Raw genomic sequence first — 14,154 nt, 5'->3', positions numbered from 1 at the left:
TGCTATGATGAATATATGTTGTTTTTTGGCTGCATAAACGCAGCGGGAGGCTTTCATGGCGACGGCAATAGAAGAATCACATAGCGAACCGATGGGCTATCAAGCGCCAGACTCCTTTGCGCGCTTTCTTGCTGACTTGAAAGGCGTCGCTCGTGAAGAAGGCCAACCACTCATCAATCCTAAGCTGTTTGCCAGCGCACTGAGCATGGATATTCAAACGTTGGCCAGTCACGCGCACGTGCATCGCACAACCATCTCTAGAGCGCAGGGCGCAGAGAAGCTTCAACGCTTCCTTCGTGATGCACTCAGGGTATTGGGTGCGGCGGCTGATATTAATGGTGATTTCCACGATGCGTTGTTTTGGTTCCGAAATGAGCCTATCGGTGCCTTTGATTATAAAACGCCTGAGCAATTAGTGAGCGAAGGCCGCGCCGATGACCTTCTTCGGTATGTTAAAGCGTTACAAGCTGGCGTGGTGGGATGATTGTACTGCCTGCGATAAAGACTCAGGCCTATCGTGTGCATGTGCCAAAGTGGGCATTTTCGCCCACTAGCGGTGCTGGAGCGAAAGAGCATGGTGGTCGATTAAACCGTCCGGGCGTGGCTGCATTATATTTGTCGCTTGATGATCAAACTGCGCTGGCCGAGTACAAGCAGCTGTCTGCCTTGATGCCGCCAGGCCTAATCGTCAGCTATACAATAAGCGTTACTCAGCTTGTCGATTTTCGTAACGGTTATAGCATGCAATGGGATTCACTCTGGCAGGAACTTTATTGCGACTGGCGCAAGCTTTGGTTCGATGAACGTATTGAGCCACCTTGCTGGCTATTAGGCGATATGGCGTTAGCACATGGGGCGAAAGGCGTTCTGTTTCCTTCTTTAGCAAACCCGTCAGGTATGAACCTTGTGCTCTATACCGATAATCTAGCAGAAAGTGATGTGTTAGAAGCCTACGATCCGCGCGGTGATCTGCCTCATGATGCTCGTTCCTGGGAGTAATTGCTTGTATTTTGAGATATTCCTCTAAGGATTGGCGATGTTTTAAAGCAGTTACTGGTCTTGCTGGAGGCGCGATAAGCGCGTTAGCTATGTGCTTTTGGCCGTGAAAGCGGTTCGATGGATAGGCGCAACCCTAGGGAGTTAGCGACCTTGCTGATGGTTGAAAATGCCGGATTGCCTTCCCCAGACAGGGCTTTGTAGAGACCTTCGCGGCTGATGCCCACGTCCTTGGCCAGTTGGCTCATGTTGCGCGAACGGGCGATATCACCGAGTGCGGCTGCGAGAAGTGCTGGATCATTTTCTTCCATCACTGCGTCCAGATAAGCGGCAATATCTTCCTCAGTTTGAAGGTAATCGGCAGTATCGTAGTGGCTGAAAGTGACGTTAGAAACGGTCATAGAATTACTCCTTCCATTGCGTGGCAATGGCTTTGGCCTGTTCGATGTCGCGGGGCTGGCTGATAGCTATAGTTGGCAGTGCTGAAAGTGTCAACTTTGGTTTACACTTGATGATAAGAAAAAGCAATAATCAGCATACTGTTAAGGCGCTTTAAATGAACATCTTGCGGGATGCGCGATATATCGCCAAGCTATGCCGATACCGTGAACAATGCTGAGAGATATTTCCCCATGACTGAGTCTTCTAACAATTCCCGCCGTCATTCTTCTGCCGTGGTCGATGGCCCAGGCAAAGCCGCCAGCCGCGCCATGCTGCGCGCCGTGGGTTTTAATGATGAGGATTTCAAAAAGCCCCAGGTGGGCGTTGCCTCGACCTGGAGCATGGTAACACCCTGCAACAGCCACATTGGCGAGCTGGCCGAGCATGCCCGCGATGGTGCCGACGCGGCGGGTGGCAAGGGTGTTATCTTTAACACCATCACCATTTCCGATGGCATCGCCAACGGCACCGAGGGCATGAAGTACTCGCTGGTGTCCCGCGAGGTGATCGCCGATTCCATCGAGACCGTGGCGGGCTGCGAAGGCTTTGACGGCCTGGTGGCCATCGGCGGCTGCGACAAGAACATGCCCGGCTGTGTGATGGGCCTGGCGCGGCTCAATCGCCCCAGCGTGTTTGTCTATGGCGGCACCATCATGCCCGGCGAAGGGCATACCGATATCGTGTCGGTCTTCGAGGCCATGGGGGCGCATTCCCGCGGCGATATCGACCTGATCGAGCTCAAGAACATCGAGGAAACGGCGATTCCCGGCCCTGGTTCCTGCGGCGGCATGTACACCGCCAACACCATGGCCTCGGCGATTGAAGCCCTGGGCATGAGCCTGCCAGGCAGCTCGGCCCAGAACGCCATTTCCCGCGACAAGCGCGAGGACTGTGAGGCGGCGGGCGAAGCCGTGCTGGCGCTGCTGGCCAACGATATCAAGCCTTCCGACATCATGACCCGCGAGGCGTTTGAAAACGCCGTGACCGTGGTCATTGCGCTGGGGGGATCGACCAACGCGGTACTGCACTTGATTGCCATGGCCCGCACGATCGGCGTCGAGCTGTCGCTCAAGGACTTCACCGAGATCGGCAAGCGCGTGCCGGTCGTCGCCGACCTGCGCCCCAGCGGCCATTACATGATGAGCGAGCTGGTGGCGATTGGCGGTATTCAGCCGCTGATGAAGATCCTGCTCGACGCAGGCCTGCTGCACGGTGACTGCCTGACGGTCACCGGCAAGACGCTGGCGGAAAACCTCGCCGACGTCGAGCCCTACCCGCTGGACCAGAAAATTATCGCGCCGTTGGGTAACCCCATTAAAGCCGAAAGCCATCTGCGTATTCTCCATGGCAACCTGGCGCCGGAAGGTGCGGTGGCCAAGATTACCGGCAAGGAAGGCACGCGGTTCAGCGGTTCGGCACGGGTGTTTGGCTCTGAGGAAGAAGCCCAGGCGCGCATCAATGACGGCACCGTCGTGGCCGGGGACGTGATAGTGATTCGCTACGAAGGCCCCAAGGGCGGCCCCGGCATGCGCGAAATGCTCACGCCTACCTCGGCCATCATGGGCCGTGGGCTGGGCAGCGACGTGGCGCTGATTACCGACGGCCGTTTCTCCGGCGGTAGCCACGGATTCGTCGTGGGCCACGTGTCCCCCGAGGCGTTTGAGGGTGGTCCGTTGGCGCTGGTGGAAGACGGCGACACCATCACCATCGACGCGGTGGCCGATACTATCGAGGTGGCGATCTCCGATGATGAGATGATCCGCCGTCGGGCGGCCTGGCGGCAGCCGACCCCGCGTTACCGCCGTGGCGTGCTGGCCAAGTACGCACGGTTGGTCAGCTCCGCCAGCACCGGGGCGGTCACCGACAACGACGACTAGTACTGTCATGAGCATGTCAAACGCCAGGGTTAACCTGGCGTTTTTATTGGCGTAAAGGAAACGTTTCAATGACGGCGCAAGCGAACTCCAACACGTCACGGGTCAGCGAAGTCTTCAAGGCGTTTCTGCTGCTCGGGCTCACCTCTTTTGGGGGGCCGGTGGCACATCTGAGCTACTTCCGTACCGAATTTGTCGCGCGCCGGAAGTGGCTGACGGAAAGCGCCTACGCCGACCTCGTCGCGCTATGCCAGTTTCTGCCCGGCCCGGCAAGCAGCCAGGTGGGGTTTGCGCTTGGCTTGATGCGCGCCGGGCCCTGGGGGGCGGCCATGGCCTGGCTGGCGTTCACCCTGCCGTCGGCCATCGTGCTGGTACTGTTTGCGTTTGGTGCCGCGGTGCTGGAGGGCCCCATCGCCAGCGGCATCATTCACGGCTTGAAGGTCGTGGCGGTGGCGATTGTCGCCCACGCCGTGTGGGGCATGGCGCGCAATCTCTGCCCGGATCCTACCCGTGCGGGTATTGCGCTGGCCGCCGTCTTTGCCGTTGTCGCCATTAGCGGGCCGCTGGGTCAGGTGGGCGCCATTGTGCTGGGGGGCATCGCCGGGCTGTTGCTGTGCCGTGGCGTGGCCGCGACTGCTGAGAGCGAGCCGCTGCATTTTCCGGTGTCGCGTCAGGTCGGCATCATCACGCTTGTGCTGTTTGGCGGGCTGCTGATTCTATTGCCGCTGCTGGCGGGCATGGCGGCCTGGCTGGATATCACCGATGCCTTTTACCGCTCAGGCGCGCTGGTGTTCGGCGGTGGTCACGTGGTGTTGCCGCTGCTTGAAGCCGAGGTGGTGCAGTCGGGCTGGGTTTCCGCCGACGAATTTTTGACCGGCTACGGGGCGGCTCAGGCGATCCCGGGGCCGCTGTTTACCTTTTCGGCCTATCTGGGTGCGCTGATACCGTCAGGCGTTAGCTTGCTGACCGCGACGCTTGCGCTGCTGGCGATTTTTCTACCGGGGTTCCTGCTGTTGGTGGGTGTACTGCCGTTCTGGAACCATTTTCGTCAGTGGCAGTGGGCGCAGGCGCTGATGCGTGGTGCCAATGCGGCCGTGGTCGGGATATTGGGCGCGGCGCTTTATGATCCGGTATGGACGAGTGCGATTGTTGGCGCTCCCGAGTTTGCGCTGGCGCTTACCGGCTTTCTGCTGTTAACCGTCTGGAAGCTTCCTGCCTGGGCGGTGGTGATCGTGGTGGCAATGGGGGGCGTGCTGATTGCGCCCTGATACTGTTGCATAAAGCGGATACAAAAACGGCCGCTTCAAGGGCGGCCGGTGATAGCGATAAAAAATAATCCGATAGGAGAGGTAAAGGATCTATTCGCTATGGCACCTCCACTTCCAGGGTGCGACGCAAAACGTGAAGTTCATCCACGTTAAGGTGCTCAAGCTTTCCAGCGAGCAGGTCGCTGACCTTCTGAACGGGTAACCCCGCTCGGCGGGCGATTTCACGGCTTCCCATGTCTGATACCGCAATCAGGCGCGTGATAATACGCATCAAGCGCGTACGTCTTTCGAGTTCCCTGACATCGAGGTCAGGGCTGCTTCGCGGAGGGTCGTGCAAATCCGCGTGGGCAGTTGAGCGTGCCGTACTCATGAGGCTCCATCAGTCTGAAATGACAAAGACACAATGCCGCCAACCGAGGGGCATTTCAATCCCTTTTTTGAGGAAAATTTCATGGTACGCAAGGCCCCCCGCAAAGGGCCTGGCTCTGGTAGACTAACCCCTTAATTTTTCGCCTGTCCGCTTGCATGAGGCAGGGTATATTGAGCGTATTGATAAGGCCACGGGCCGGGGAGTGATGGCATGTCATCGAACAGCGCACCCAAAGTGGGTGTGATTATGGGGTCCAAATCGGATTGGCCGGTCATGGAACACGCCGTCTCCATGCTGGAGCGTTTGGGCGTGGCCTATGAAACCCGCGTCGTGTCGGCGCACCGTACACCTGATCTGCTGTTCGACTATGCCAAGGGCGCTGCCGAGCGCGGCCTGCAAGTCATCGTGGCGGGCGCGGGCGGCGCGGCTCACTTGCCGGGCATGGTGGCCTCACAAACGCCGCTGCCGGTGCTGGGTGTGCCGGTGGAATCCAAGTCGCTGAAAGGTCTGGATTCGCTGCTCTCGATTGCGCAGATGCCGGGCGGCATTGCGGTCGGTACCCTGGCGATTGGGAAGGCGGGCGCGACCAATGCAGGGTTGCTCGCGGCACAGATCGTCGGCTTGCAGGACACCGAGGTGCGCAATGCGGTGGACGCGTTCCGCGCCGAACAGACCCAGAAAGTGCTCGATAACCCGGACCCACGCCCCGACCCGGAAGCCGAATAAGGAGGCCTGCGATGACGTCTACCATTCCAAGTAATATCGGTGTACTGGGCGCAGGCCAATTAGGCCGCATGCTGGCCCTGGCGGGCTACCCGCTGGGCAATCGCTTCACCTTCCTGGATACCACGGGTAACCCTAGCGCGGGTATTGGCGAGGTGATCGTCGACCCTGACAATCAGCACCTGGCGGCATTTCTTGAAAAGGTCGACGTGGTGACCTATGAATTCGAGCACCTGCCGGTTCAACTGGTGCGCGACATTGAACAGCACAAGCCGGTGTACCCCAGCAGCCGCGCCATTGAAGTATGCCAGAACCGGGTGGAAGAGAAGGCCCTGTTTGACCACCTGGGAATTCCCACGCCCGCTTACCGCATCGTCGAGAGTGCCGAGCAGCTTGAAGCCGCCGCCCGCGAGCTGGGCTGCCCGGTGGTGGCGAAGTCCGTCACTGAAGGCTACGACGGTAAAGGCCAGGCGGTGCTCAAACAGCCCGAACAGGCAGGTGACGCCTGGCGCGATATCGGCCACCGCCAGCTGATTGTCGAAGCCTTTGTCGACTTCGTCCGTGAAGTGTCGATCATTGCCGTGCGCAGCCGCGATGGCGAGGTGGTGTTCTACCCCATGGCGGAAAACCAGCACGTGGATGGCATCTTGCGCTATTCGGTCGCGCCGCTGCCGGATATCGACGCAAGCGTTCAGCAAACCGCTGACCGCTATATTCGCTCGCTGCTTGATGAGCTGGACTACGTGGGTGTGCTGGCGCTGGAGCTCTTCCAGGCGCGCGACGGCAGCCTGCTGGCCAATGAAATGGCGCCACGGGTGCATAACTCGGGCCACTGGACCATGAACGGTGCAGTGACCAGCCAGTTTGAAAACCACCTGCGGGCGGTGCAGGGCCTGCCCTTGGGCAGCCCTGAGGCGATTGCGCCCACCTGCATGGTCAACGTCATCGGACAGGAGGGCGACAGCGCGGCGCTGTTGGCGTTGTCCAATACCCACCTGCACCGTTACGACAAGACCGAGCGGTCCGGGCGTAAGCTGGCGCATCTCAATATCGTGGCGGATACCCACGCCGAGCTGCTTGAAAAAGTGCGTGCCTGCCAGGCCCTGTTGCCGGGAGCGCCGCCTGTCTCGTGGAGTTTTGAATCAACGCTTTAAGCCGAATCGCCGCCTTTCAAGGCGGCTTTTTTGTGCGCAGACGCGCCAATCGCTAACTTCAGTCGCAAAGCACTAGAAAATCGGCTAAAAAGGGTGAGACTGATTCGTCAATAAGACTGGCAGGCAAGCCAGCTCGGCAATTTTCAAGGGATTTTGTAATGCCACAGCCTTTTAATGCGGCTATCGCGTCAGGCCTGCGAAGCCGTTTTAAGCGTGACCACCATGTCACATTGAAAAGCCTGCGTAGCGAAAAAGTGCGCTTGTTATATGACAACTTGTGGTCGCCTGTGCTTGCCAGTGTGCTGGCTGGGATATTGTTAGTCGCTGCGCTCTGGCCGGTCGTGGCGCACTGGAAATTAAGCGGCTGGTTGGCACTGTTAGTCCTAGTCTCGGGCTTGCGCCTTAGTCTGGCCTATCGCTTTCATCGCTTACCGGCCTTGGAGCAGCGGCGCCAACGCTGGCTGCGATGGTTTAGCATGGGCGCCATCTCCGCGGGTGTCGTATGGGGCCTAGGCAGCTTTGCACTGTTCACCGGGGACCACCCTGGTCAGGTGGCGGCGCTTTCGATTGTGGTTGCCGGTATCTCCGCGGGTGGGGTGACAACGCTTTCAGCCATCTGGTGGGTGGCACTGGGGTTTGTTCTGCCCATCATGCTGCCGCTGATGCTGCAGTTTTTTCTGCTTGGATCGTCGCTGTCGTTACTGATTGGCTCGATGCTGACGCTATTCCTGGGGCTGATTGTCGTGACCAGCCGCCGTTTGAGCCGCATCATCCACGATAATATCTCGCTGCGCGTCAGCATGGCATCGCGCGAGGCGCAGTTGATGGAAAGCGAAGACCGCTACCGGTCGATTTTTGATCAGTCGCCGCTTGGCGTGCTGCACTTCGACGATCAGGGCACCATTACCGACTGTAACGGCAAGCTACTGGAGATTCTTGGCGTTGAGCGTGGTCAGCTGATTGGTTACTGCATGCTGGCGCCAAGTGCGGATAAAGCGGTTGCCCGGGCGGTCATCGACGCCTTGAGCCAGGGCACCGGCTACTACGAGGGGACTTATCGACTCCCCAACGCTTCTGTAGGCACGCCGCTGCGCGCCTTTTTCAACGGGGTGCATAGTGCTCGCCAGGAAATGGTCGGTGGGGTGGCAATGATTGAAGATTTCACCGAGCGCAAGCAGCACGAGGCGATCATTTACCGCCAGGCCTACTACGATGCGCTGACCGATCTGCCCAATCGGCGCATGTTTATTGAACGCCTGGAAACGCTATGCGCTGATGATCAGTATGCCAGCGGGCTGCTGCTGTTCATGGATCTGGACCGTTTCAAGCTGATCAATGATACCCTAGGCCACGCTGCCGGTGACGACTTGCTGGTCCAGGTGGCACGCCGCCTGAGTGGCTGCCTGCATGAAGGCGATATGGCGGCACGGCTGAGCGGTGATGAGTTCGTGCTTTTGGCCTTGACCCATACCACCACGCCCAAGGCGCTGGATGACTGGGCTGAAGACTATATGCAGGCCGTCCAGTTAGCCCTGTCAGCGCCTTATCGGTTGGAAAGTCACTCGGTTGAGGTGACACCGAGCATGGGATACACCTGCTTCCAGGCCAGCGGCTGCGACCATGGTGAACTGCTGAAGGAAGCCGACCTGGCCATGTACCAGGCCAAGACGGAAGGGCGCGCGCAGCGCCGCCGCTACCAGCCATGGATGCTGGATGAAGTGCAACGGCTGGCCAATTCCCAAGCGCCTGCTAGCGAATCGACGAGTTGAATTGCCCGTTGAATCCAGACACCAGATTTTATCGCCAAGCATTCGCAAATCCCTTAAAAGGGTAGAGTGGCCGATTAAAAAATAGGCGCGATAGCCAAGTCGGCAATGTAGGGGGACATTTTTAAATGCCACAGTTGTCTAGTGCGGCGATCCTATCGAGTCTGCGGCGCCGGTTTGAGGGTGAAGATCCCGATAAGGACTGGGCTCTCACCAGCGAAAAAGTGCGCATCCTTTATAACAATCTGTGGCAGCCCGTCTACGCCGGTATTCTAGGGGCAGTGCTGTTAGTCAGCATTATGTGGGAGGTCGTCGCCCCCGCCGTTTTAATCAGTTGGCTCGTGGCCATTATCGCCATCTCCCTGGTTCGCTTGCGTCTGGCTTCCCTGTTTCTGCAGTCCGACGCATCATCACAAGCGCACCCGAAATGGATATTCGGGTTCGCGTTCACCGTCTTTGTGGCCGGATGCGTTTGGGGAACTGCCGGTGTGCTTATGTTTTCACCCGAGCGACCTGAATATGTCGCGGCGCTGGCGATCATCCTGTCGGGTGTGGCAGCCGGTTGCGTGACTATGATTTCGGCTATTTGGTGGATAGTACTCTTATTCATATTGCCGATTGCACTGCCTCTGCAATGGAGTTTCGTGACGTCCGAGGTGCCTACCCATACCATGATGGGCATCATAATGACGGTGTTTTTAGGATTGTTGATTGTCACCAGTCGGCGCCTGGGGATGATCATTCACGACAATATTTCACTGCGGGTCAGCATGGCTGCCCGGGAAGCGACGATTTACCACCAGGCCTACTACGATGAATTAACCGACCTGCCAAACAGGCGCATGTTCATCGAGCGGCTTGAGACGCTTTGCACCGATGAAAAGTACGCCAGTGGCCTGCTGCTGTTCATGGATCTGGACCGTTTCAAGCTGATCAACGATACGCTTGGCCACGCTGCCGGTGACGATTTGCTGATCCAGGTGGCGCGCCGCCTGGAGAGGTGTTTACACGAAGGTGATATGGCCGCTCGACTCAGCGGTGATGAATTCGTACTACTGGCCTTGACTAACACCCCCACGGCAAAGGCGCTGGACGACTGGTCTGAAGCTTATATGCAGGAGATCCAGCATGCGCTTTCGGGCGCTTACAGACTGGATAACCACTGGGTAGATGTAACGCCAAGTATTGGTTATACCTGTTTTCAATCTTGTGGTTGTCAGCATGACGAGTTATTGAAAGAAGCCGACCTGGCCATGTACCAAGCCAAAATGGGAGGCCGCGCGCAGCGTCGACGCTATCAGCCGTGGATGCTGGAGGAAGCCAAAAAACTGGCCCGGTTCCGTTCACCCAATGACGATTCGACTAGCTGAGCTGGCCACTGACCAGCAGCCACAGCGCGATCAAAGCGAAATGACCGGGGTACCAGGCCAGCCATAAGCGCCTGGGCATGGTCCACTGGAGGGTGGGTATGCGCTGTGCGGCGCCTGCGGCAATCACCAGCACGACAATACAGGTGCCTACCGTAAACGACTTGGCCATGTCGGAAGCATTCATCTGGCCCGCTATCCACAAGGCCGGAAAGGCCGCCAGCCCCGACCAGAGCCGCGCTGAAAAATCACCCTCCGCGTCGTTCAACGCCTGCATGGCAAACATCAACAAGGGAATCAATAGTAACCCGTAGTGGTGATACTCGACCCAAAAGCCGAGCAGATACCATAGGGTAACCCCTGCCGCGGCACCCCCCAGCAGCCAGCCAAAGTGAATGCTTTCCTGCTGATAATGCTGCCACCCCAACCGTACCAGTGAACCCAGTGTCAGGCCTGAAGCCAGGGTAAAGCAGATGTTGAGGATGAAGGCGTCGGATTCACGCGGCATCAGCATGTAAGGTAGCTGCGCGATCACCCCGATAATCAGCATGCGCCGTGCGTAACGTATCGGGTTGCGCGTATTGAACAGGCCGTGCCAGGCGACCATCGCGGCAAACAGTGGGAAGGCAATGCGGCCAACGGATGATCCCACCCAATCAATCCCCCAGCCATCCGGGACTACATAGCGCGATACATGGTCCAGCGTCATGGTGAGCAGGGCGAGCCATTGCGCCCAGCCCGTCCAGTGTGACGAGGGTCTCGCTGAAACCGCCATAGTACCTCCCTGTGAATGACGCCAAGTTGGATTTAGCAATAATGGGGTAAATGCTGCTAATGCAAAGACCGATAGATAAGGCGTCGGTTCATTTAGGGCTAAATGAATGTCGGTAGGAGGCTGTAGAGGCAAGATCTTGCTGAAAGTAGAAACCCCTCCCCAGCATCCCAGGGAGGGGCGGTTGCTTACTCTGCTTCGAAGTAACGTGCGTAGATTTCGTCGTAGGTGCCGTTTTCGCGGAGGGTTTCAAGGGCGTCGTTGAACTGCTCGGCGAGGGCTTCATCGCGCTGGCGGAAGGCAATGCCGAAACCGTCGCCGAAGTATTCTTTCGGCTCGGTTAGCATCTCGCCGACAACGGTGTAATCGCCTTCTTCGCTATCCAGCAGGGTTGATTTACCTACCGGGAAGTCGAGGAACAGGATGTCCAGACGCTCGGACTCCATGTCCAGCACCATGTCGTCGGCGGTTGCGTAGCGGTTGATGTCCGCTACATCGCCGTACATGTCGGTGACGTAGTTATCCTGCAGGGTGCCGCGCTGCACACCGATGGTCATGCCGGTGAGCGCTTCCTCGCTGATGCTTTCAAGCTCGGTACCTTCAGGCGCAAACCAGGCGGACGGCGGTGTGATGTAAGGGTCGGAGAACAGTACCTGCTCGCGACGGTCATCGTTGATGGTCATGGACGACATGATGGCATCGTATTTACGTGACAGCAGGCCCGGAATGATACCGTCCCAGCCTTGAACGACCCATTCGCAGCTAACGCCGATTTCTTCGCAAAGGGCGTTGCCCAGGTCAATATCGAAGCCAGTGAGGTCCCCGTCAGGTGTGCGGTATTCCATTGGCTCGTAGGGAACATCCACGCCGATGCGCACTTCTTCGTAATCCTGTGCCTGGGCGCTGGACGCGGCAATCGCCAAGCCAAGTAGTGAAAGAGTTAGGACTTTTTTCATTATGAGTCTCCTGATGGACGCAATTCACCGTATGGTGAGGAACATAACCTTCGTCAGCTTAGCGCCGACAACAATGTTTTGTCGACGTATGAACCAACGTTTGTTTCACACTAGCCTGTTTGGGGTTGTAGATGGGCCAGCAGTTTTTTCTCCAGATGGCGGAAGAAATATAGAATGGCAAAGGTCAGGCACAGATAAATGGCCGCGACGAACAAGAAGGCCTCGAAGGGCGCATAGTAACGGGCATAGACAAAGCGTGCCGCACCGGTCAGGTCCATGATGGTGACCACGCTTGCGATCGCGCTGGCGTGGAGCATGAAAATCACTTCATTGCCATAGGCGGGCAGGGCGCGGCGGAAGGCACTGGGAATGATGATGCGACGCATGGTCAAACCGGGCGACATGCCGTAAGCCCGCGCAGCCTCGATTTCGCCTTTCGAGGTGGACTTGATGGCGCCCCGAAAAATTTCGGTCGTGTAGGCAGCGGTATTGAGCGTGAAGGCAATCAGTGTCGGTACAAAAGGATCTTCCAGAATGACCCACAGCCAGGTCTCCTGAATGCCGTCAACGAACACCACGCCGTAATAAATCAGGTAGAGCTGGATGAGCAGCGGGGTACCGCGAAAGACATAGGTGTATGCAAAGATGGGCCACTTGATCCAGGCATGCCTGGAGCCGCGACCAATAGCGAGTGGCACCGCCGCAATAAGCCCGATAACCAGCGAGAGAAAGACGAGTTGGACGGTGGTCGTCAGGCCTTCGCCATAGTGCGACAGCGTTTGCAGGGTGAAAATGCTGTTGTCGGCGAGCTGGGTTTCCAGCCAGTTGAGTAGGGATTCCATTAGTCTGACTCCCCGTACCCGATATCATAGCGCTTTTGCAGGCGGACAAATATCCACTCCGAGACGCTGGCGATCAACAGATAAATGAGCGCCACCACAATCATGAAGGTGAACGGCTCGCGGGTGGCCTTGGAGGCCTCGGATGCCACTCGGACCATGTCGGAAAGTCCGATGACCGAGACCAGCGCCGTGGTCTTTAGCAATACCATCCAGTTATTGGACAGGCCGGGCAGAGCGTGGCGCATCATTTGTGGGAAGCGGATCCGCCGGAATACCAGTGAATTGCTCATGCCATAGGCTTTGCCGGCTTCGATTTGGCCGTGATCGACCGCCATGAAGGCGCCGCGGAAGGTTTCGCCCATGTAGGCGCCGAAAATCAGCCCGATGGTCACCACACCCGCAACAAACTCATTGATATTAATAAAAATATCGATATCGAATTGATAATAGAGCCAGTCGGTGATCATGTTGACGCCGATTTGTCCGCCGAAAAACAGCAGCATCATCAGCACCAGGTCGGGAACGCCGCGGATAACGGTGGTGTAGAGCGTCGCGATACGGTGAGCAAGCCAACTGCGCGACATCTTCGCGCTGGCAGTGATAAGCCCGAGTACCACGGCGAGAAGCAGTGATAACAACGCTAGCTGCAACGTTACGCCGGCGCCTTCCAGCAAGCGCGGGCCGTAACCATGATGATCAAGCATAGTATGCCTCGCGAATCAGTATTTAGGGGCCAGGAACTGCTGCAGGCGGGGAGATTGAGGGTTGCCGATGAGTTCTTCAGGCGGCCCCGCTTCTTCCACCCTTCCTTCATGAAGATAAATGACCTGGCTGGAGACGTCCCGGGCGAAGCTCATTTCGTGGGTGACCACCACCATGGTGCGGCCTTCTTCGGCCAGGCCGTGCATGACCTTGAGGACGTCGCCTACCAATTCGGGGTCCAGCGCCGAGGTGGGTTCATCGAACAACATGACCTCCGGGTCCATGGCCAGCGCACGGGCAATGGCACCACGCTGCTGCTGGCCACCCGACATCTGCGCCGGGTAGGCATTGGCGCGGGCCGTCAGTCCGACCCTTTCGAGAAGCGCATGGGCGTGCTCGATGGCTTCCTTCTTGGGTTTGCCCAGTACATGGATCGGCGCCTCGATGATGTTTTCGAGCAGCGTCATGTGGGCCCACAAATTAAAGCTTTGAAACACCATCGACAGCTTGGCGCGCATCTGCACCACCTGCTTCCAGTCGGCGGGCTCGCGGCCACGACGAGTGTTCTTGAAGCGGATTTGTTCGCCGTGCACGTAAAGGTCGCCTTCGTCAGGCTGTTCAAGCAGGTTCATGCAGCGCAGGAAGGTGCTTTTGCCAGACCCCGATGCCCCGATAAGGGTGATGACATCCCCTTTATGGGCCTGTAGGGAAAGGCCTTTCAGAACTTCCGTATCGCCGAAACGTTTTTTTATATGTCGCACTTCAAGAGGAATAGGCGTAGCGGCCATGTGCTTGGCTCCAATACTGAGTTGCCGCGGCAACAGTGAATGTTGATGGCGGCTGGCGCGAAAAAAGGGGCGATTCTATCAGGCTAAACGGCGGATGCACGTTCTCCTGGTGTTTTTAGTGGCTCGACGTTAGTC

General features: G+C 57.8%; 15 protein-coding genes. 8 read left to right on the top strand and 7 right to left on the bottom strand.

From position 1 onward, the window contains the following. The first annotated feature begins 55 nt into the window (after positions 1-55). Entirely contained in the window at positions 56-484 is a 429-nt protein-coding gene (locus NH395_RS14600; RefSeq protein ID WP_092826789.1) for a DUF2384 domain-containing protein, read from the top strand. Next, the gene (locus tag NH395_RS14595) at positions 481-999 is read left to right on the top strand and encodes an RES domain-containing protein (RefSeq protein WP_253025869.1); all 519 of its coding nucleotides are present in this window, start codon (positions 481-483) and stop codon (positions 997-999) included. Before NH395_RS14600 ends, NH395_RS14595 begins: the two co-directional genes overlap by 4 nt. Before the next feature lie 83 nt (positions 1,000-1,082). Here NH395_RS14595 and NH395_RS14590 read toward each other — a convergent pair whose 3' ends face one another. Continuing rightward, positions 1,083-1,397: an addiction module antidote protein gene (locus NH395_RS14590; protein WP_253025867.1), complete on the bottom strand. Its 315-nt coding sequence runs from the start codon at positions 1,395-1,397 to the stop codon at positions 1,083-1,085. A 231-nt stretch (positions 1,398-1,628) separates the two neighbouring features. On the opposite strand from NH395_RS14590, the gene ilvD reads away from it, so the two are divergent. Together ilvD and chrA are read left to right on the top strand one after the other, a co-directional pair. After that, positions 1,629-3,314, top strand: a complete 1,686-nt coding sequence (gene ilvD / locus NH395_RS14585) for a dihydroxy-acid dehydratase (protein WP_253025865.1) — start codon at positions 1,629-1,631, stop codon at positions 3,312-3,314. A gap of 68 nt (positions 3,315-3,382) precedes the next feature. After that, positions 3,383-4,579, top strand: a complete 1,197-nt coding sequence (gene chrA / locus NH395_RS14580) for a chromate efflux transporter (protein ID WP_253025863.1) — start codon at positions 3,383-3,385, stop codon at positions 4,577-4,579. A 97-nt stretch (positions 4,580-4,676) separates the two neighbouring features. On the opposite strand, the gene NH395_RS14575 is transcribed toward chrA, so the two are convergent. Next, complete coding sequence (locus NH395_RS14575; RefSeq protein ID WP_066321667.1) at positions 4,677-4,949, bottom strand: XRE family transcriptional regulator; 273 nt, start codon at positions 4,947-4,949, stop codon at positions 4,677-4,679. Positions 4,950-5,159: 210 nt separating this feature from the next. On the opposite strand from NH395_RS14575, the gene purE reads away from it, so the two are divergent. The 4 genes from purE to NH395_RS14555 all read left to right on the top strand — a co-directional run bounded on the left by purE (position 5,160) and on the right by NH395_RS14555 (position 9,962). Then, on the top strand, positions 5,160-5,675 hold the full coding sequence (gene purE, locus NH395_RS14570) for a 5-(carboxyamino)imidazole ribonucleotide mutase (RefSeq protein ID WP_253025861.1): 516 nt from the start codon (positions 5,160-5,162) through the stop codon (positions 5,673-5,675). 11 nt (positions 5,676-5,686) lie between these two features. Next, on the top strand, positions 5,687-6,826 hold the full coding sequence (locus NH395_RS14565) for a 5-(carboxyamino)imidazole ribonucleotide synthase (RefSeq protein WP_253025859.1): 1,140 nt from the start codon (positions 5,687-5,689) through the stop codon (positions 6,824-6,826). A gap of 158 nt (positions 6,827-6,984) precedes the next feature. Continuing rightward, complete coding sequence (locus NH395_RS14560; RefSeq protein ID WP_253025857.1) at positions 6,985-8,595, top strand: sensor domain-containing diguanylate cyclase; 1,611 nt, start codon at positions 6,985-6,987, stop codon at positions 8,593-8,595. Positions 8,596-8,720: 125 nt separating this feature from the next. After that, positions 8,721-9,962: a GGDEF domain-containing protein gene (locus NH395_RS14555; protein WP_253025855.1), complete on the top strand. Its 1,242-nt coding sequence runs from the start codon at positions 8,721-8,723 to the stop codon at positions 9,960-9,962. Here NH395_RS14555 and NH395_RS14550 read toward each other — a convergent pair. The 5 genes from NH395_RS14550 to NH395_RS14530 all read right to left on the bottom strand — a co-directional run bounded on the left by NH395_RS14550 (position 9,955) and on the right by NH395_RS14530 (position 14,019). Further along, positions 9,955-10,734, bottom strand: coding sequence for a TraX family protein (locus NH395_RS14550; protein WP_253025853.1), 780 nt, complete (start codon positions 10,732-10,734; stop codon positions 9,955-9,957). The two genes, NH395_RS14555 and NH395_RS14550, sit on opposite strands and share 8 nt — an antisense overlap. A 185-nt stretch (positions 10,735-10,919) precedes the next feature. Beyond that, the gene (locus NH395_RS14545) at positions 10,920-11,687 is read right to left on the bottom strand and encodes a transporter substrate-binding domain-containing protein (RefSeq protein WP_253025851.1); all 768 of its coding nucleotides are present in this window, start codon (positions 11,685-11,687) and stop codon (positions 10,920-10,922) included. Between the two features lie 110 nt (positions 11,688-11,797). Continuing rightward, on the bottom strand, positions 11,798-12,529 hold the full coding sequence (locus NH395_RS14540) for an ABC transporter permease (RefSeq protein ID WP_253025849.1): 732 nt from the start codon (positions 12,527-12,529) through the stop codon (positions 11,798-11,800). Then, on the bottom strand, positions 12,529-13,233 hold the full coding sequence (locus NH395_RS14535) for an ABC transporter permease (protein ID WP_253025847.1): 705 nt from the start codon (positions 13,231-13,233) through the stop codon (positions 12,529-12,531). The genes NH395_RS14540 and NH395_RS14535 overlap by 1 nt, the downstream gene beginning before the upstream one ends. Positions 13,234-13,248: 15 nt before the next feature. Then, positions 13,249-14,019: an ATP-binding cassette domain-containing protein gene (locus tag NH395_RS14530; RefSeq protein WP_253025845.1), complete on the bottom strand. Its 771-nt coding sequence runs from the start codon at positions 14,017-14,019 to the stop codon at positions 13,249-13,251. Between the last annotated feature and the right edge of the window lie 135 nt (positions 14,020-14,154).

Source organism: Halomonas sp. Mc5H-6 (genome assembly GCF_024124705.1).
Classification (GTDB): domain Bacteria; phylum Pseudomonadota; class Gammaproteobacteria; order Pseudomonadales; family Halomonadaceae; genus Vreelandella; species Vreelandella subterranea.
This window is presented reverse-complemented; position numbering and strand designations above follow the sequence as displayed.